At 31.2% G+C, this 19,203-nt stretch carries 16 protein-coding genes; 7 read left to right on the forward strand and 9 right to left on the reverse strand.

What is annotated here, in order from left to right; all coding sequences use genetic code 11:
* Positions 1-136: 136 nt before the first annotated feature.
* The 4 genes from UEQ13_RS10005 to meaB all read right to left on the reverse strand — a co-directional run bounded on the left by UEQ13_RS10005 (position 137) and on the right by meaB (position 4,178).
* Positions 137-1,264, reverse strand: coding sequence for a hypothetical protein (locus UEQ13_RS10005; protein ID WP_329806210.1), 1,128 nt, complete (start codon positions 1,262-1,264; stop codon positions 137-139).
* A gap of 222 nt (positions 1,265-1,486) precedes the next feature.
* Positions 1,487-2,014: an SHOCT domain-containing protein gene (locus UEQ13_RS10010; protein WP_329806211.1), complete on the reverse strand. Its 528-nt coding sequence runs from the start codon at positions 2,012-2,014 to the stop codon at positions 1,487-1,489.
* 287 nt (positions 2,015-2,301) lie between these two features.
* Positions 2,302-2,850 (reverse strand): DUF3575 domain-containing protein, encoded by a 549-nt coding sequence (locus UEQ13_RS10015; protein ID WP_329806212.1) that lies wholly within the window; start codon positions 2,848-2,850, stop codon positions 2,302-2,304.
* Between the two features lie 236 nt (positions 2,851-3,086).
* A complete protein-coding gene (gene meaB, locus UEQ13_RS10020; RefSeq protein WP_329806213.1) occupies positions 3,087-4,178 on the reverse strand; it encodes a methylmalonyl Co-A mutase-associated GTPase MeaB in 1,092 nt (363 codons plus the stop codon).
* A gap of 307 nt (positions 4,179-4,485) precedes the next feature.
* Here meaB and UEQ13_RS10025 point away from each other — a divergent pair, with 307 nt between their 5' ends.
* On the forward strand, positions 4,486-5,889 hold the full coding sequence (locus UEQ13_RS10025; protein ID WP_329806214.1) for an FAD-binding oxidoreductase: 1,404 nt from the start codon (positions 4,486-4,488) through the stop codon (positions 5,887-5,889).
* A 34-nt stretch (positions 5,890-5,923) separates the two neighbouring features.
* On the opposite strand, the gene UEQ13_RS10030 is transcribed toward UEQ13_RS10025, so the two are convergent.
* From UEQ13_RS10030 to UEQ13_RS10050, 5 genes are all read right to left on the reverse strand, one after another.
* Positions 5,924-6,313: a hypothetical protein gene (locus UEQ13_RS10030; RefSeq protein ID WP_329806215.1), complete on the reverse strand. Its 390-nt coding sequence runs from the start codon at positions 6,311-6,313 to the stop codon at positions 5,924-5,926.
* 306 nt (positions 6,314-6,619) lie between these two features.
* The gene (gene secA / locus UEQ13_RS10035; RefSeq protein WP_329806216.1) at positions 6,620-9,979 is read right to left on the reverse strand and encodes a preprotein translocase subunit SecA; all 3,360 of its coding nucleotides are present in this window, start codon (positions 9,977-9,979) and stop codon (positions 6,620-6,622) included.
* 108 nt (positions 9,980-10,087) lie between these two features.
* Complete coding sequence (locus tag UEQ13_RS10040) at positions 10,088-10,309, reverse strand: DUF2795 domain-containing protein (protein ID WP_022828503.1); 222 nt, start codon at positions 10,307-10,309, stop codon at positions 10,088-10,090.
* 172 nt (positions 10,310-10,481) lie between these two features.
* Positions 10,482-11,051 (reverse strand): cob(I)yrinic acid a,c-diamide adenosyltransferase, encoded by a 570-nt coding sequence (locus UEQ13_RS10045; RefSeq protein WP_329806217.1) that lies wholly within the window; start codon positions 11,049-11,051, stop codon positions 10,482-10,484.
* Positions 11,051-11,998 (reverse strand): TerC family protein, encoded by a 948-nt coding sequence (locus UEQ13_RS10050; protein ID WP_329806218.1) that lies wholly within the window; start codon positions 11,996-11,998, stop codon positions 11,051-11,053. The genes UEQ13_RS10045 and UEQ13_RS10050 overlap by 1 nt, the downstream gene beginning before the upstream one ends.
* A 256-nt stretch (positions 11,999-12,254) precedes the next feature.
* Here UEQ13_RS10050 and UEQ13_RS10055 point away from each other — a divergent pair, with 256 nt between their 5' ends.
* From UEQ13_RS10055 to UEQ13_RS10080, 6 genes are all read left to right on the forward strand, one after another.
* The gene (locus UEQ13_RS10055; RefSeq protein ID WP_329806219.1) at positions 12,255-14,444 is read left to right on the forward strand and encodes a glutamine synthetase III family protein; all 2,190 of its coding nucleotides are present in this window, start codon (positions 12,255-12,257) and stop codon (positions 14,442-14,444) included.
* A gap of 102 nt (positions 14,445-14,546) precedes the next feature.
* Entirely contained in the window at positions 14,547-15,368 is an 822-nt protein-coding gene (locus UEQ13_RS10060; RefSeq protein WP_329806220.1) for an OmpA family protein, read from the forward strand.
* Between the two features lie 189 nt (positions 15,369-15,557).
* Entirely contained in the window at positions 15,558-16,268 is a 711-nt protein-coding gene (locus tag UEQ13_RS10065; RefSeq protein ID WP_329806221.1) for an OmpA family protein, read from the forward strand.
* 34 nt (positions 16,269-16,302) lie between these two features.
* The gene (locus tag UEQ13_RS10070; RefSeq protein WP_329806223.1) at positions 16,303-17,073 is read left to right on the forward strand and encodes an OmpA family protein; all 771 of its coding nucleotides are present in this window, start codon (positions 16,303-16,305) and stop codon (positions 17,071-17,073) included.
* A 140-nt stretch (positions 17,074-17,213) separates the two neighbouring features.
* Positions 17,214-18,041: an OmpA family protein gene (locus tag UEQ13_RS10075; protein ID WP_329806224.1), complete on the forward strand. Its 828-nt coding sequence runs from the start codon at positions 17,214-17,216 to the stop codon at positions 18,039-18,041.
* Positions 18,042-18,182: 141 nt separating this feature from the next.
* On the forward strand, positions 18,183-19,049 hold the full coding sequence (locus UEQ13_RS10080; RefSeq protein ID WP_329806225.1) for an OmpA family protein: 867 nt from the start codon (positions 18,183-18,185) through the stop codon (positions 19,047-19,049).
* Positions 19,050-19,203: the final 154 nt, after the last annotated feature.

A 19,203-nucleotide genomic window follows, 5' to 3' on the forward strand; every position in this document is an offset into this window, starting at 1 on the left:
GTTTGCTGTGCAAAGTCTCCTGACTTTGAACTTTCATTTCTTTTTTATATTTATTAATAGCTCAAAGTCGGGAGACTTTGCGCAGCGGGGAGCTAGCGGGGTAATAACTTTATGATGCTTTACATAGGAACGCCTTTTAGTGGCTGGGCTTGGCAATTCTTTTTTTAATTAATGATTTTAAGTAGTGAAATGAACTATAATATTCCAAATTGCTATCAATATTAGTTTCCATATTAATTAGCTCATTAAGAATTTCTGGATCATCATTAAATTCTTTTTTAAAATATGAAACTCCCCAAATTGGATGTTTACTAAAAAGCTTTTCAATTTCGTAATGATAATCTTTTTTCATTAACGACTTTCCTGAATTCATTTCATCACTTGAAACAAAACTAATTTTAATTTTAGGTTGAGCAATCTCAAATTCTACAATAGGTTTCATAGTTACTTCAGAGCAAATTTCATTTATCTGAAGCCGTTTCTCCACTAGCATTTGCGATAAGTCCTTTTTGAAATTTTCTACCACTAATTTATATCTAATATGTTCATCCTTTCTTCGATTACAATCCTTTAAAATTTCTTTTTCATATAAATAATCAGTGGTAAAAATATGCTCAAAAACCTTTGAGGTTAATTCGACGATAAGATTAAAATCATCTTTAGAAATAACGTTTTCAAGTTCTTTCAATTTGATAATATATCCTTTTGATATTTTCTGGATTTTATCAAGAATTAAGTCAAAGTATTTATTGAGGAATGCTTTATGAGATTCGATGATTTCATCTACGCTAAATGATTTTTCTATTCCCGAAAAATTATTCTCTTTTGAATATTTTATATAATGTATATTATTCACAGATAAGTGTCTACCCCAAAATATTGATGAAAGCAATTCTTTTGTTTTTGAATCTTTATTAATCGGATGACCAATTAATTCATTTCGAATTTCTCGATTTGGATTTTTATCTTCTTTAAGACTGTTATTGATTTTAAAAATCATTAGTAACTCATCTGTTATATCTTGATGAACATAAATTATTTGAAGTAATCCAGTAGCGTAAAAAATGCTTTTTTGAAAATCATTTTCCTGAGGTTTTGTTACTATAATATCGAATGTTTCATTAAAGTAACTTAAAATATCTCCATAGTAATTTGTTTTTACTTCCGCGTTCCAAACAATACATTTTTGAATCATTTCGTAGTCCCAAACAAAATCGTTCCAGAAGTTTGTTATTCGTTCAAGTTTAGTTTTTATGATTTCCATGTTTTCTGCAATAATGACAAATGTTGGTTAGCCTTGCCACTAGTTAATATACGCAATTTTTACGCTTTTTATTAAGCCACTACATTCAGAAGAGAGTAGATGTGTTTAACTTTATTTGAGGTTTTCAAACCTACAAAAATTCTCACAAACTAAAAAATCCTGAAAATAGAAACTTTCAGGATTTTTGTTGTTGTGGTGATTACAAATCCGTGAAATTGTGTTTTATTTTATGTATTTACTCAATTCAACTTTCGCTTTGTCAAATTCTTCTTGAGTTATAAGTCCTAGGTCTAATTTGTCTTTAGCTTTTTTTAATTCCGTTAATGCTTCGTCACTTGTTTTTCCATATCCTTTCACTTCTCCAGTTGATAAAGCATTTTCAAATTGAATTGTATAATTTGACAAGCCAGTTATTCCTTTAGTTCTGAAAGAAACAGAGTAACCAGCTCTTTTGTTACCAACAACCCAAATCTTTTTAATCTCTGTTTCCTGACCACTTGAACTTGCTGTTAAATTTGTGATTGGAAGCAATAGACCATCTCCTTCTGTAATATATGCAAAAGTTTTGTTTGATGATGGAACACCTATTTTAATTCTATCGCCAATTTTATAAACTGCACCATCACTTGCTATATATGAGGTAAATTCCCCTCTTGAAGCTGTTGCTAAATCAGAATGCTTTATTTCCTGTGCGAATGAAAATGAAAATGTCAAGATTGACATCATAAATGATAGAAAGTGTTTGTTCATTTTTTTATTTTTTTATTTCCCTACTCTTAAAGATTTTCAGTAACTCTTCGTTTTTTATAGCGGTTTCTGCTCCACTTTATTTTAGCGAAAATAAAATTAATGTTTGGAGTCATTTTACGGATTTCCTCATTCTGATAAAATATTTCTAATAAAAGTTGTTTTTTAGTATTTTGATTTACGTTTCGATAAACAAACTGAGGTTTCATAATATGCAAAAAATCCTGAAAATAGAAACTTTCAGGATTTTTAAGACACGGATTTCAAATCAGCGCTATTGGGTTTTTGTATTAAAATCGATAGCCTAAATTTAAACCAACTTTAGCAACTATGTCATGGTCGGTTTTATCTTCATTAAACAACATTTTTCCATAACCAAGGTTAGCGCCATATACAAATCCGCTTTTAGTAACTCCTTTCCAGCCTAATCCTAAACCAACGGAAAAATTAATAACATCAGGGTTCTCAGTAAATGTTATTTTTTGTGCTGTATCATATATTTTTTTTCCATCAACTGACATAATCATTCCAAATCCTTCTGCAAAAAAGCCTGAAGCATATTTCTTACCAAAATACATTCTGTAATATGGAGAAATCGAATAATTCATATCTTCATCCTTACTATTGTCGTAAGTATACATAAAAGAAGTTCCCAATGATGATTTTTTGTTTAAATGTCTTTCATAACTTACACCAATCCCTCCCGCTAAAGGTGCAATTAAATTCACTATAACTTCATTTTTCTTTTCATAAGGATTTACAATTGCGTCATTTTTATTTTGTGCCTTAGCAACAAAAAACGAAAACAGTAGTACGACTGCTAAAAAGGATTTTTTCATAAGATTTTTGATTTAATTATTTTCAAGCAAACCTATGATAATTTGCTATAGCAGATGTTAATTTATCTAAAAAGTCTTGTTAAAAGATACGTAAATAAAGTAATGAAAATTATTAAGCTATTTTATCAAATGTTGTATTGATTCATTGAATTCTCCCACTTTCAGCAACTCTTAAAAAAAAATCCTGAAAATAGAACTTTCAGGATTTTTAAATTTATGTTGAGGTGTATTATTTTTTATTTTGATATTTTTTTAAAAACATCCAACAAAAACTGTGCACCTGAAAAAGGAGAAATTTCATGATTGAAAACTTGTTGTTTTACCAATTCTAATTGTTTGATAATTTCTGGATGGTTGTAAAAACTACTTTTCAATTGTTCATTGATGGTTTCCAACATCCAATATTGGTTTTGCTCTTCGCGTTTTTGGTTGAAATAACCGGATGTTGTGGTTAACGTAATATATTCTGTAATTATATCGTAAACCTCTGCAATTCCGTCTGTGGTTACGGCACTACAAGTCGTCACTTTCGGACTCCAACCAGAATTTTTCAAAGGAAATAAATGCAACGCACGGTTAAATTCTACTTTTGCCATTTTAGCTTTTTGTATGTTGTCACCATCTGCTTTGTTAATCACAACGGCATCTGCCATTTCCATAATTCCGCGTTTGATTCCTTGTAATTCATCGCCAGCGCCAGAAATCTTTAATAGTAAAAAGAAATCCACCATACTATGAACGGCGGTTTCACTTTGTCCCACACCAACGGTTTCTATAATAATCGTATCAAATCCGCAGGCTTCACATAAAATAATCGCTTCACGGGTTTTTCTTGCCACACCACCTAAACTTTCGCCAGAAGCACTTGGTCTGATAAAGGCATTTTCATCTTTTACCAATTCTTCCATTCGGGTTTTATCGCCTAAAATACTTCCGTGACTCAACGTACTACTTGGATCGATAGCCAAAACTGCGACTTTTTTACCTAAACCAGTTAAATGTTTTCCAAACGCTTCAATAAATGTACTTTTTCCAACACCAGGAACTCCAGTAATCCCAATTCGAACTGACTTATTCGCATAAGGCAAACAACCATTGATGACTTCGTTCGCCTTTTCTAAATGATTGATATTCGTACTTTCAATTAAAGTTATAGCACGACTCAAAGCGACTTTATCGCCAGCAATAATTTTTTCAATTAATTCAGACGCCAGAATTTCTTTCTTTCTAAATTCTTGAATATGCTTTGCCACCTGTAAACTCAGTATTTCAGGTTTATTTACTCCGTCTTTTTCGGAAAGTGCAGATATTTTATTATTTTTACTCAATGAATATTGCTTTGTGTAAAAGTAAGAATTTTTTTTCAGAAGCCAAATCCTGCTATCCGCTATATCTTTTCTTTTTGCTGTTCCAAAAAAAACATCAAAAACAAAAGGATGCCGCTACTATCAGGGCTAGGGCAATCGTTTTCATAATAAAAATTTGATTATCAAATAAATATAAGCCACGAATGCACGAATTAAAAATAAACGATTCGACAAATTCGTTCATCGAAGATGAAATTTTTTAATTCACAAACAGAAAAAGAAAATTCGTGAATTCGTGGCAAAATAAAAAAAATAAAAAAACATAACAATGAATTTCAATACTGAAGCCTTTCAAAAACTAACCGCTATTGTTGGCGAAAACTATATTTTTACCGATGCAGAAACTTTATTGCATTTCGGACACGATGAAACAGAAGATTTATCTTTTCCTCCGCAAGTCGTAATAAAACCATCAAATACTCAAGAAATTTCTGAAATTTTAAAAGTGGCCAATCAATATAAAATTCCAACTACGCCAATTGGTGCTAGAACAGGATTAAGTGGTGGTTCGTTATCCATTTATGGTGGAATTGGTTTGTCGCTAGAACGTTTGAATAAAATCTTAGAAATAGACGAAAATAATTTACAAGTGATTGTGGAACCAGCAGTCATCACACAAGTTTTACGTGAAGCAGTTGCTGAAAAAGGCTTGTTTTATCCTGTCGACCCAAGTAGTATGGGAAGTTGCTGGATTGGCGGAAATATTGCCGAAAATTCTGGTGGTGCTCGTGCTGTAAAGTATGGCGTGACAAAAGATTACGTACTAAATTTAGAAGTCGTTTTACCAACAGGAGATATTATTTGGACAGGAGCAAACACCTTAAAAAACTCTACTGGTTATAATTTAACCCAATTAATGGTTGGAAGTGAAGGCACTTTGGGTGTGGTGACTAAAATTGTTTTAAAGTTGATTCCGCAAAATAAACATAATGTGTTGTTATTAGTTCCGTTTTATAAAGCGGAGCAAGCTTGTGAAGCCGTTTCAGCGATTTTTAGAGCCGGAATTGTACCAAGTGCTTTGGAATTTATGGAACGTGATGCCATTGATTGGACAGTCAAATTTTTAGAAGGCATTTCGGTTGATATTAAACCTGAACATCAAGCGCATTTGTTGATTGAAGTCGATGGGAATTATCCTGAAATTTTAATGATAGAAGCTGAAAAAATATTGGAAGTAGTGGAGCAATTTGAAATTGATGAGGTGCTGTTTGCCGATACCGAAGAGCAAAAAAATGCACTTTGGAGAATGCGAAGAGGAGTAGGTGAAGCCGTAAAATCGAATTCGATATATAAAGAAGAAGATACGGTGGTGCCACGTTATGAATTGCCAATTTTGCTAAAAGGAATTAAAGAAATTGGAAATAAATACGGATTTCGTTCGGTTTGTTACGGACATGCTGGTGATGGAAACTTACACGTGAATATCATCAAAGAAAACATGTCAGATGACAATTGGCAAATTGAAGTCCCAAAAGGGATTCGAGAAATTTTTGAATTAACCGTTTCATTAAAAGGTACACTTTCTGGTGAACACGGTATTGGTTTGGTACAAAAGAACTATATGGATATTGCTTTTGGAAAAGTCCATTTGGAATTATTAGAACGCATCAAAGCCATTTTTGATCCAAATAATATTTTAAATCCTGGGAAGATTTTTCCGGATGAGTTGTAAAAAAAATCCCGATTATGTTCTAATCGGGATTTTTTTATTTCTTCAAGTATTCCAACAAAACTGGATCGGCATTTTTAAACGTATTGTCCATTTCTGAAACTGTAGCAATTCGTTTTTTGTTGAGTTTGATTAGGATGTCTTTTTCTGTAGTGAATAAAATTACAGTCAAAAACGGATTGTTGATGTACTGACTTAATAGCATCACTACATCTTCAATTGGTTTTATTTCTACAACTTCTTCAGATAAATATCTAAAAGTCACATTGAATTTTAATACGTCATTATCAACAATCGTACGGAAATAAATATTCGTTAATTCTGTTTTTCCAATGGTTTTACCTAAGGTTAATTTGGCAAATGTTCCGTTAGCTAAACTTGTTTTTAGTGCTTCAAATATGGCGTGAATGGGTTCTAAGTAAATCATTTTAATTTTTTTGTAAAAGTACTAAAAGTTTGTAATAAAAAAGTCCTCAATTATTGCTAATTCAGGACTTGGTTATTAATCTCTTTTAGGATTGTTTTTCTTATCTCTTTTTTCTTCTTTTTTCTCTTTTGCGGTTTTTAAAGGTTCTTTTTTGGCAACCTTTTTTGCGTCTTGACTTTTAGCCATGATGGTTAGTTTTATAGTTACTGCGCATTATTTGTTTAGTAAAGATAGGGTTTTAAAACAAAAAATCCCTAATTATTTCTAATTAAGGATTTTGTACTTCCGCTAAATTAGCTTGAAGTTTTATTCATTTACGATTACATACTCGCCAGAAGCAATCATGCTTTCTGCTTTTTTGTATTTCATTGTTTCGCTTTTTCCAGTCATAACGTGTTTAACAGTTACATTATCGTTTCTGTTAATTTTCGGTTGGTCACGAGTGATAGTTTCTGTTACAGCTGGGCGTTGTTGCGCATTGTTACCTGCTTCTCTGTTCGTTTCTGCTAATTCATCAGAATTTAATACTTCGTCTTTAGATTCTGTATAATTTGTTTTCTTAGCTTCCTGACGTGCTTCGTGAATATCGTTTGCGTTTTGTCTTGGCAATTCACCTTTAAATAAGAATGAAATCACATCTTTATTTACTTGTTCAATCATCGCTTTAAATAATTTAAACGCTTCAAACTTGTAAATTAATAAAGGATCTTTTTGTTCGTGAACAGCTAATTGAACCGATTGTTTCATTTCATCCATTTTACGTAAATGCTTCTTCCAAGATTCATCTACAATAGCTAAAGTGATATTTTTTTCGAAGTCAGTAATTAACGATTTTCCTTCTGATTCGTAGGCTTTCGTTAAATTAGTAACTACGTTTAATGTTTTAATTCCGTCTGAAAAAGGGACTACAATTCTTTCAAATTGACCGTTGTTATTTTCGTAAACATCTTTAATAATTGGATAGGCTTCTTTTGCATCACGAATTACTTTGTCTTCATAATAAGCATAAGCTGCTTTATAAGTTTTGCCAACAATTTGTTCTTGATTTAATTTAGCGAATTCCGATTCAGTAACTGGAGAAGTTATAGAAAAAGTTCTAATTAATTGGAATTCAAAATTTTTAAAATCGTTAACAATTTTGTTGTTTTCTACAATTACTTCGCACGTATCATAAATCATGTTTACGATATCTACTTTCAATCTTTCCCCTTGTAAAGCGTGACGACGACGTTTGTAAACGACTTCACGTTGTGAATTCATAACATCATCATATTCTAACAAACGTTTACGCGTTCCAAAGTTGTTTTCTTCTACTTTTTTCTGCGCACGTTCGATAGATTTTGTCATCATAGAATGTTGAATCACTTCACCTTCTTTTAATCCCATTCTGTCCATAACTTTCGCGACTCTTTCTGAACCAAACAAACGCATTAAGTTATCTTCTAATGAAACATAAAATTGTGAACTTCCAACATCACCTTGACGACCAGCACGACCACGTAACTGTCTATCAACACGACGAGAATCATGACGTTCTGTACCGATAATTGCTAATCCACCAGCCGCTTTTACTTCTGGAGATAATTTAATATCCGTTCCACGACCAGCCATGTTTGTTGCGATAGTAACTACTCCTGGTTGACCAGCTTCTGCTACAATTTCCGCTTCGCTTTTATGCATTTTAGCATTCAATACATTATGATTGATCCCACGCATTTTTAGCATTCTACTTAATAATTCTGAAATTTCTACAGAAGTTGTTCCGATTAATACGGGTCTTCCAGCATTAGAAAGTTCTACAACATCTTCAATAACGGCATTAAATTTTTCACGTACTGATCTGTAAATTAAATCTTCTCTGTCAATACGAGCCATTCCTCTGTTTGTTGGGATTTCCACAACATCTAATTTATAGATTTCGAAGAATTCACCAGCTTCAGTGATGGCAGTTCCCGTCATACCCGCTAATTTGCTGTACATACGGAAATAGTTTTGTAAAGTAACTGTTGCAAATGTTTGAGTAGCAGCTTCAATTTTTACGTTTTCTTTGGCTTCAATCGCTTGGTGTAATCCGTCAGAGTAACGACGACCATCCATAATACGACCTGTAGATTCATCAACAATCATTACTTTATTGTCCATGATTACGTATTCTGTGTCTTTTTCGAATACCGCGTATGCTTTTAATAATTGCGTTAGCGTATGAATTCTTTCAGATTTGATAGAGAATTCTCTGTATAAATCTTCTTTTAATTCTGCTTCTGCATCTTTATCTAAATTTTGTTTTTCAATAGCTGAAATTCCAGTAGAAATATCTGGTAAAACGAAGAAAGTTTCATCTGTATCTTGTGATAAATACTTAATTCCGTTATCTGTTAATTCTACTTGGTTGTTTTTTTCTTCGATAACAAAGTATAAGGCCTCATCTACTTTAGGCATTTCTCTGTTGTTATCTTGCATGTGAGCATTTTCCGTTTTTTGAAGAATTTGTTTCACACCTTCTTCAGATAAAAACTTAATTAATGCTTTATTTTTTGGATAAGCACGGTACGTTCTTAATAATTGGAAACCACCATCTTTAGTATTTCCTTCTTTTAATAAACGTTTGGCTTCTGTTAAACAATCTGTTGCAATTTTTTTCTGTAATGCGAATAAATTTTCAACTTTTGGTTTTAATTCTAAAAATTCATGTCTGTCTCCATCTTCCACTGGTCCAGAAATAATTAATGGCGTTCTTGCATCATCCACTAATACTGAATCGACTTCATCGACAATGGCGAAGTTGTGTTTTCTTTGTACTAAATCTTCTGGAGAATTGGCCATATTATCACGTAAATAATCGAAACCAAATTCGTTATTTGTACCGTAAGTAATATCGGCGTTGTAGGCTTTTCTTCTTGCTTCTGTGTTTGGTTGGTGGTTGTCAATACAGTCCACAGTTAAACCATGGAATTCGAATATTGGAGCTTTCCAAGTACTATCACGTTTTGCTAAGTAGTCATTCACGGTTACTAAGTGTACTCCGTTTCCTGTCAGCGCGTTTAAGTAAAGTGCTAAAGTAGCTACTAAAGTTTTTCCTTCTCCCGTTTGCATTTCGGCAATTTTACCTTGATGTAAAACGATACCACCCATTAACTGAACGTCATAGTGAATCATGTCCCAAGTAATAGGTTTACCAGCAGCATCCCAAGAATTTGCCCAGTTTACTTCATCACCAACAAGTGTAATATAAGGTTTATCTGCAGAAAGTTCTCTGTCTTTTGCAGTTGCAGTAACTGTAATAGATGAGTTTTCTTTAAAACGACGAGCTGTTTCTCTTAATACAGCAAACGCTTCAGGTAAAATTTCGTTTAATACTTTTTCAGAAATCTCGTAAGCTTCTTTTTCTAACTTATCAATTTCTGAATATATGTTTTCTCTCGCATCAACATCAACAGTATTTTCTGCTTCTGTTTTTAAGGCTTCAATTTTGTTGTCTTTTTCAGCACGAGCTTGATTGATTTTATCTTTAAAGAAAGCTGTTTTAGCTCTCAATTCGTCATGTGAAATGCTTTTTAATCCTTCTTGAAAAGAATTGATTTTATTCACAATTGGCTGAATGGCTTTGATATCATTTGCAGCTTTATCACCTACAAATACTTTTAATATCGAATTTATAATACTCATAATCTGTTTTTTATATATGTTGTAAACCTTTCGGTTTTGTTTTCCGTTTGCTAAGATAACCAAAAAAAAAGCCTCACCGAAGAGACTTTTTATTTGGTTATTTATTTTTTAATATTCATCCTCGTTCCAAAGATAATCTTCGTCTGTTGGATAATCTGGCCAAATTTCTTCCATTGACTCATAAATTTCACCTTCATCCTCAATAGACTGTAAGTTTTCAACCACTTCTAATGGTGCTCCAGCTCTAATCGCGTAGTCAATTAATTCGTCTTTTGTTGCAGGCCATGGCGCATCACTTAAATATGATGCTAATTCTAACGTCCAATACATCTTATTTAGATTTTTTAGTTTAATGCAAAAATAAATTTATTACTTAAAAAGACAAGTTTTTTTTGAACTATTTTTTAATAAATTTTAAGAACTTAATTTTTAGTTGAGAGTTAGTAGTTTTTAGTTCGGAGTTTTTCTATTTTATCCTTACTAATTACTCTTTACTCTAAACTCACTTTCTAGGTATCCATTTTACTTCGTCAGCGTTCAAATCATGAGACAACTTTCGTGCCAAGACAAATAAATAGTCAGAAAGTCGGTTTAAGTACTTAATGGCTATGTCAGCGACAGGTTCATTATGACTTAAATGCACGGCTAAACGCTCGGCTCTTCTGCAAACACAACGTGCAATATGACAATATGACACGGTTGTATGTCCGCCTGGCAAAACAAAATGTGTCATTGGGGGTAAAGCGTCTTCCATTACATCAATTTCATTTTCTAATAATTCGATGTCACTTTCAAGAATTCCAAGATTTTGCAGGCGTTTTTCGCCATTTTTTAGAACTTCTTTTTCAGGAGGAGTGGCTAAAATAGCGCCAACAGTAAATAATCTATCTTGAATTTCTATTAAAATTTCTTTATAATGTAAATCCATATCTTGATCACGGATTAATCCAATATGCGAATTTAATTCGTCAACTGTTCCGTAACTTTCAATTCTGATATGGTCTTTTGGTACACGAGTTCCACCAAATAGTGCTGTTGTACCTTTATCTCCAGTTTTAGTGTATACTTTCATTACTTGTCTTTATTTTTCTGTAATGAAACCACAACGCCAAGTGTAATTGATAAAGCGATAAATACTAACGACAACCATTCTGGGAAAAATTCTGGGAAATGGTGAATCAATAGCATTTTTACACCTACGAATGTCAAAATAGCAATTAAACTATATTCGATATAGCTAAATTTTTCAATCATGTTTGCTAAGAAGAAATACATAGAACGTAATCCTAAAATGGCAAAAATATTAGAACTAAATACTAAAAATGGATCGGATGTAATAGCTAAAATCGCGGGAACACTGTCTAAAGCAAAAATAACATCCATTACTTCAATTACGATTAAAGCAATAAATAAAGGTGTTACGTAGTTGATGTTGTCTTTTCTAATAAAAAATTTCTGCCCTTCAATTTCAGTGTGAACCGGAAATATTTTACCAATGAATTTGTAAATTTTCGAATCTTTTGGATCAAATTCTTCTTCTTCTTTACTGAAAAGCATTTTCATCGCAGTGAAAATTAAGAAGGCTCCAAAAACATATATTATCCATTCAAATCTATTGATAAGTGCAACACCTAAAAAGATCATTAAACCTCTAAATACAATAGCTCCAATGATTCCCCAGAATAGAACTCTATGTTGATATTTTTGAGGTATTTTGAAAGATGCAAAAATAATAGCAATTACAAATATGTTGTCAGCACTTAAAGAAAGTTCAATTAAATAGCCTGTAATGAATTTGATAGATGCTTCAAGTGGTTTCAAATTGGTTGGGTTGGCAATATAATCACCATCATATAATAAGTAAACTACTCCAGAAAACATAAAAGAAAGAGTTACCCATAAAATGGTCCATTTTGAAGCTTCTTTACTGCTAATAATGTGTGGGTTTTTATTAAAAACTCCTAAATCTAAGGCTAAGAAAATAGAAATAGCGATTAGAAAAATAATCCAAACTGTCATAATACTTGATTTTTTAGCAAATATAAATTAAAATTAAGAATTTAGGAAGTTGGTAAGGTTAAAGTTCCAAAAAACACTTTATGCTTTTCTTTTTTATTATTTTCAAGGTGTGCCCTATAAAAATGATATTGAAATTAGTAAAAAGTAGAATATTTTATTTTAACCCCTAAATTTTTAGGGGTAAATTTTTTTATTTGCGTTTTATTTGTATTTTTGTGCCATAAAATTAAGGATATAATTTTTTAAACACAACTTTATGGCTACACTTCGTTTCCAAGCTTTAGACAAAGCTACTAGTAGAAAACCAGTTTCTTTTGAAGAAACAGCAAGAAAATCAGAAATTTTTGGTTCAAATGTCTTTGGTGACAAAGCTATGCGACAGTTTTTAACTCCAGATGCTTATAAAGCAGTTAAAAATGCCATTGAACAAGGAACCAAAATCGATCGTAAAATTGCGGATTATGTAGCGATGGGAATGAAAGAATGGGCGTTAACTAAAAATGTAACACATTATACACACTGGTTTCAACCGTTAACAGGAACAACTGCTGAAAAACATGATGCCTTTTTTGAAACGTCAATGGATGGTTCAGATCCGGTAGAAAAATTTGGTGGTTCGCAATTGGTACAACAAGAACCAGATGCTTCTTCTTTTCCAAACGGAGGAATTAGAAATACATTCGAAGCACGTGGTTATACAGCTTGGGATCCTACATCACCAGCATTTATATTTGGTAGTACTTTATGTATTCCAACTATTTTTGTTTCTTATACAGGTGAAGCTTTAGATAATAAAACACCCTTATTAAGAGCTTTAAGTGCTATTGATGCTGCTGGAACTGAAGTAGCTAAGTATTTCGATAAAAACATTAAAAAAATTACACCAACTTTAGGTTGGGAACAAGAATATTTCTTAATTGATTCGGATTTAGCTGCAACCAGACCAGATATTTTAGCAACTGGAAGAACCTTATTAGGACATACTTCTTCTAAAGGGCAACAATTAGATGATCATTATTTTGGTTCTATTCCAACTCGTGTGTTACAATACATGAGAGAATTAGAATACGAATGTATGTTATTAGGAATTCCGGTTAAAACGCGTCACAATGAAGTAGCGCCAGGACAATTTGAATTAGCGCCAATTTTTGAAGAAACTAATTTAGCCGTGGATCACAACTCTTTATTAATGGATGTGATGGAAAAAGTAGCGGAAAGACATGATTTCAAAGTGTTATTCCACGAAAAACCTTTCAAAGGAGTAAATGGTTCGGGTAAACATAACAACTGGTCATTAGCAACAGATACTGGAATTAACTTATTAGCGCCAGGAAAAACGCCAATGAGTAACTTAATGTTCTTAACGTTCTTTATCAATACGATTAAAGCGGTTCATGATTACGAAGAGTTAATGAGAGCATCTATTGCATCGGCTAGTAATGATCACCGTTTAGGAGCTAACGAAGCGCCACCAGCAATTATTTCTGTATTTATTGGACAACAATTAACAAAAGTATTAGCAGAATTAGAAGGTGTTACGCAAGGGAAATTATCTCCAGAAGAAAAAACAGATTTAAAATTAAACGTAGTAGGTAAATTACCAGACGTTTTATTAGACAATACAGATAGAAACAGAACGTCTCCATTTGCTTTTACAGGAAATAAATTCGAATTTAGAGCGGTCGGTTCTACTGCAAACTGTGCGGTTTCTATGACTACTTTAAATTCAATCGTAGCGAAACAATTAATCGACTTCAAAAAAGAAGTGGATTTATTAATCGAAACAAAAGATTTAAAGAAAGACGAAGCTATTTTCAATACGTTAAGAGAATACATCAAAGGAACAAAGGCCATTTTATTTGAAGGTGACGGTTATAGCGATGCTTGGGAAAAAGAAGCGAAAAAACGTGGATTAAGTAATCATAAAACGACTCCTGAAGCCTTAAAAGCAAAAGTTTCTAAAAAAGCACTAGACTTATTTGCAGAATTAGGTGTAATGAATCACATTGAAGTAGAATCTCGTTACGAAATTGAATTAGAAGATTATACTAAGAAAATTCAAATTGAAGGAAGAGTTTTAGGAGATATTGCTCGTAATCACGTAATTCCAACTGCAATTAGATATCAAAATACGTTAATTGAAAACGTTAAAGGTCTAAAAGATATTTTTGAGAAAGATTTTACTAAAATTGCGAAAGAACAAATTGAGTTAATCAAAGAGATTTCGGAACATATTGCAGGAATCAATCACAATATTGATGAGATGATTGAGCAACGTAAAATTGCCAACAACTTAGACAATACAGAAAAAATGGCTGAAGCGTATTGTAATAAAGTGAAACCATATTTCGAAATTATCCGCGAGCACTGCGATAAATTAGAACTTTTGGTAGATAACAGTATTTGGCCATTAACGAAATACAGAGAATTGTTTTTTATAAAATAATTTTGTTTATAAATATGTTAAAAGCTTATCAGAAATGATAAGCTTTTTTTTGGTTAATAAAATAAAAAACCCTACTTTTCGGCTGTCCCAAAATTAGGAACTATGCGATTGTTATTTATTATGTTACTTGTAACATTTTCTACATATTCTCAAGAAAAATTCACGGTGTATTTTGATACAGATAAGTATGTGTTAAATCAAAATCAGGATAGTGTTTTATCTGGATTTATTCAGAAAAAAGATATTAAAGTAAATAAAGTTACTGGATTTTGTGATTTTAGAGCAAGTAATGCTTACAATTATCAATTAGGATTAAATCGTGCGAATACGATTTTAAATTTACTTCCAATTGTGGATAAATCTACTGTTTTAGTCGCTTCAAAAGGAGAAGAATTCAAACAAAAAGCAGATTTATCCTTAAACAGAAAAGTGGAAATCGAATACGAAATTAACCTGCCAATTATAGAATCAATTCCAACCAAAGAAATCGAAATTATCGAAAAACCAATTGAAAAAGGATTGATTTTTAATGAATATCCAACGGAATTGCAAAAGAAAATTATTAACAGTAAAGTAGGTGATAAAATCTTGCTTAACAATTTAAATTTCTATGTAAGAACTGCCGAGTTTTATCCAGAATCTGTTCCTTTTTTAGAAGATTTATATGAAGTTTTAGAGAAAAATCCAAAAATTAAAATCGAAATTCAAGGACATATTTGCTGTACACCAGGAAGAGATGCCGAAGAGTTTTCTTTAAGAAGATGTATTGCTGTCTATGATTTTTTAGTGGATTACGGAATTTCTCCAGACAGAATGACGTATGTTGGTTTTGATGCTACGCAACCGCTTTTTCCAATTCCAGAAAAGAATGAAGAGCAACGAAAAGCCAATCGTAGAGTGGAAATTATGATTTTAGAAAAATAAAAACAAGACTTGTCATAAATGGCAAGTTTTTTTTTACAATAAATTTTGATGTTTAGCGTTACATAAAATACACAATAGCGTCTAACTCTTTAATAATTGTAAGTCTCAATAAAATAGTTTTCTCTTATGAAATTTTTATACTTTATTTTTTTTTCATGTATCAGTTTGAATGCTTTTTCTCAGAAGAAAATGTCACTTTATTTCGAAACCAATTCGAGCGAATTAAGCAAAAAAGAATTAGAAAGATTCAATGCTTTCGTAAAAACTAAAGATTTAAAAATAGTGAAGGTTATTGGATTTTGCGATTTAAGATCTTCTAATAAATACAATGATTCATTAGCTTTAGAAAGAGCAAATTTTGTAGCAAGTTTAATTCGATTAACCACTTTTAATACTGTTTTTGAAGTCAAATCTAAAGGAGAAAATTTCAATCAATTAAAAAATTTAGATTTAAACAGAAAAGTAGAAATTCATTTTAAAATTGAAAAAGCAGCATCCATAAAAATAAATAACGATAAAGAGTTATCTGATGTTGTTGCGAAATCTAAAATAGGTGATAAATTGGTATTGAAAAACTTAAATTTTTACGACAGAACAGATATCTTATATCCAGAATCATTCAAAACGCGTGAAGAACTACTAAAAGTCTTAAAAGAAAATTCAAAACTAAAAATTCAAATTCAAGGTCATATTTGTTGCTTTTCTGGAAAAGATGATGAAGAAATTGCCTTAAAACGTTGCATTGGAACAGTTGAGTATTTAGTAATTAACGGTATTGATAAATCGAGATTAAGCTATAAAAGTTTTGATGCAGAGCAACCTATTTATCCCATTCCTGAAAAAAACGAAGAAGAACGAAAAGCCAATCGTAGAGTCGAAATCTTAATTGTAGATAAATAAATTATTACGAACCAAATCCAAATCTATAAAAACCATGAAATCTATTTTTTGTATTCTATTTTCATTAATTGCGTCAAGTTTTTACGCGCAAAAAACATTTACGGTTTATTTTGATACCAATTCTCATCAATTGAGTTTGTCGGAATTAAACAGATTAGATAAAAATTTCAAAAATAAGAATGTAGATATTTTGACTATAACTGGTTTTTGTGATGACAGAGCCACTAACGGACATAATGATAGTTTAGCAGAAAACAGAGCGAAGTTTGTGGGGAATCTTTTAAAAAAGTTAGTTAATGCTTCTAAATATCAAATAATTAGTAAAGGTGAAAATTTTAATCAAAGCACTAATTTGGCAGAGAACAGAAAAGTTGTCATTAGTTATAACGAATTTATTTCTCCCAAAAAAAATGAATTAGATACGGATTTATCAACTAAAATTAGTTCTTCTAAAATTGGAGATAAATTAGTGCTGAAAAACATGAATTTTTATGATCGAAAAGACATAATGTATCCTGAATCTGAAATAGTTTTAAAGCAATTAGTTACGGTTTTAAAACAAAATCCAAAACTTAAAATTGAAATTCAAGGGCATATTTGTTGTACGATTGGAAAAGATGAAGAGCAAATTGCTTTGTTACGTTGTAAAGCAACTTATAATTATTTAGTTGTTCGTGGTGTAAATAAAAATCAATTATCTTATAAAAGTTTTGATGCCAGTCAACCTATTTTTCCAATTCCTGAAAAAGCGGAATATCAGAAAAAAGCCAATCGTCGTGTTGAAATTTTAATCGTTGATAAATAATTGGCATAGTTTTAGGCAATTTTAAAAGTAAGCGTCAGTTCGTGTGTTTCGATTTATCATCGGAATGTATCGAGAACAGCTTTTATTCCTCAATTTTAGATTTATATTTGTAAATCTCAAATCATAAAAATATTTGTAAAATGAAAATCTTAATTGCTTTTGCCTTTTGTTTTTTGCCTTTTACTTTTTTCGGACAAGAAGATGTGTCATTTTATTTCGAAAACAACAAATCAGCTTTAAATCAATTGGAATTGACGAAATTAAACAAATGGATTTCTCTAAATAAAAAATCTAAGATTCTTTCTATCAAAGGTTTTACGGATGAAGTAGGTTCTTTAGGCTATAACGATACATTATCTCAAAAACGTGTCGATTATATTTTTGATAAAGTCAAAGTTTCGGTGAAAATTAGAGAAGATTTTAAATCGATTTCTTTGGGAGAAAAAGGAGCGATGTCTAAAACGAAAGCAGAAAACAGAAAAGCCACTATAGTTTTTTTACAAGAAAAAGATTTGGCTAAAGAAGAATTATTATTTTTCAAAACTGATGAAATTACAACTGAAATTGATCCCCAAAATAATTTAAATGATATGATTTTAAATTCTAAGAGTGGTGATATTATAAAATTAAAAAACATTGAATTTTATTTAGGTTCTGATGTTTTAATTGAAAAATCTTATAAAGAGTTGAATGATTTGTATGAAATTTTGAATCAATCTGAAGCATTAAAAATTGAAATACAAGGACACGTTTGTTGTAATTCTAACCCAAAAGATAAAAAGTCAATTCGTTTATCATTAAAAAGAGCAAAAAAAATAAATGATTTTTTAATTAAATTAGGAATTAATGAGAATAGATTAAGATATTCAGGTTTTGGAAGTAGTATACCAATATATAAAATCCCTGAAGAATCATTAGACCAACAACAAACTAATCGCCGCGTTGAAATTTTAATCGTTGATAAATAATTGGCATAGTTTTTAGTCAATTTTAAAAGTAAGCGTCAGTTCGAGTGTTCCGATTTTTCATCGGAATGTATCGAGAACAACTTTTATTCCTCAATTTTAGTTCTATATTTGTAAATCTCAAATCATAAAAATATTTATAAAATGAAAATCTTATTTGCTTTTGCCTTTTGTTTTTTGCCTTTTTCTTTTTTCGGACAAGAAAGTGTGTCATTTTATTTCGAAAACAACAAATCAGCTTTAAATCAAGTAGAGTTGGCTAAACTAAACAAATGGGTTTCTCTTAATAAAAAATCAAAAATTCTTTCTATTACAGGTTCTACGGATGAAGTAGGTTCTTCAGGCTATAACGATACATTATCTCAAAAACGTGTCGATTATATTTTTAATAAAGTCAAAGTTTCGGTAAAAATTAGAGAAGATTTTAAATCGATATCTTTAGGGGAAAAAGGAGCAAAATCGAAAACTAAAGCAGAAAACAGAAAAGCAATTATTGTTTTTTTACAAGAAAAAGATTTAGCCAAAGAAGCGGAATTAATTAAGCCAAAAGTGGTAGTGGAAATTCCAAAAGATATTCCAACAAACGGTTTAACGCCAATTGAAGAAAAAGATATGAATTTCCCAGAAGGTGCGACATTAGCCGAAAAAATCGAGTTATCTCGACCAGGAACTCTAATCGTTTTACCAGAAATTCAATTCTATAAAAATTCATTCGGAATTATGCCTTCTTCACAAAGAGAAGTTTTCGAATTGATCCGAATTATGACTGAAAATCCAAGATTACATATCGAAATTCAAGGTCATATTTGTTGTGTGGATAACGATGTTAGAAATTTATCTTTAGATCGCGCCAAACAAGTGCGTCGCATTTTACAATCGAATTACATTTTAGAACGCCGTGTAAAAGTAAAAGGTTTTGGAGTTACGAAGCCAAAATTCGCCATTCCTGAAGCAACTGAAGAACAAGCAGCAGCGAATAGAAGAGTGGAAATTATGATTTTAGAGAAATAGATCAATTAAACAATTTTCAATGTGCCATTTGTAAACTAATTGACACATTGAAAATCGAAAATTGACACATTAATAAATTGGCACATTACCTAATTATTTATATCTTTGCCGCACACAACAAAAACTGAATTAAATTCAGTTCAAGCAACACAAC

Origin of the sequence: Flavobacterium facile, assembly GCF_036321945.1 — a bacterium.
Lineage (GTDB): Bacteria > Bacteroidota > Bacteroidia > Flavobacteriales > Flavobacteriaceae > Flavobacterium > Flavobacterium facile.

Excerpts from the sequence above, each read along its gene's own strand:
- UEQ13_RS10005 (WP_329806210.1), bottom strand. The coding sequence starts at position 1,264 with ATGGAAATCATAAAAACTAAACTTGAACGAATAACAAACTTCTGGAAC.
- UEQ13_RS10010 (WP_329806211.1), bottom strand. The coding sequence starts at position 2,014 with ATGAACAAACACTTTCTATCATTTATGATGTCAATCTTGACATTTTCA.
- UEQ13_RS10015 (WP_329806212.1), bottom strand. The coding sequence starts at position 2,850 with ATGAAAAAATCCTTTTTAGCAGTCGTACTACTGTTTTCGTTTTTTGTT.
- UEQ13_RS10025 (WP_329806214.1), top strand. The coding sequence starts at position 4,486 with ATGAATTTCAATACTGAAGCCTTTCAAAAACTAACCGCTATTGTTGGC.
- UEQ13_RS10030 (WP_329806215.1), bottom strand. The coding sequence starts at position 6,313 with ATGATTTACTTAGAACCCATTCACGCCATATTTGAAGCACTAAAAACA.
- secA (WP_329806216.1), bottom strand. The coding sequence starts at position 9,979 with ATGAGTATTATAAATTCGATATTAAAAGTATTTGTAGGTGATAAAGCT.
- UEQ13_RS10040 (WP_022828503.1), bottom strand. The coding sequence starts at position 10,309 with ATGTATTGGACGTTAGAATTAGCATCATATTTAAGTGATGCGCCATGG.
- UEQ13_RS10045 (WP_329806217.1), bottom strand. The coding sequence starts at position 11,051 with ATGAAAGTATACACTAAAACTGGAGATAAAGGTACAACAGCACTATTT.
- UEQ13_RS10050 (WP_329806218.1), bottom strand. The coding sequence starts at position 11,998 with ATGACAGTTTGGATTATTTTTCTAATCGCTATTTCTATTTTCTTAGCC.
- UEQ13_RS10055 (WP_329806219.1), top strand. The coding sequence starts at position 12,255 with ATGGCTACACTTCGTTTCCAAGCTTTAGACAAAGCTACTAGTAGAAAA.
- UEQ13_RS10060 (WP_329806220.1), top strand. The coding sequence starts at position 14,547 with ATGCGATTGTTATTTATTATGTTACTTGTAACATTTTCTACATATTCT.
- UEQ13_RS10065 (WP_329806221.1), top strand. The coding sequence starts at position 15,558 with ATGTCACTTTATTTCGAAACCAATTCGAGCGAATTAAGCAAAAAAGAA.
- UEQ13_RS10070 (WP_329806223.1), top strand. The coding sequence starts at position 16,303 with ATGAAATCTATTTTTTGTATTCTATTTTCATTAATTGCGTCAAGTTTT.
- UEQ13_RS10075 (WP_329806224.1), top strand. The coding sequence starts at position 17,214 with ATGAAAATCTTAATTGCTTTTGCCTTTTGTTTTTTGCCTTTTACTTTT.
- UEQ13_RS10080 (WP_329806225.1), top strand. The coding sequence starts at position 18,183 with ATGAAAATCTTATTTGCTTTTGCCTTTTGTTTTTTGCCTTTTTCTTTT.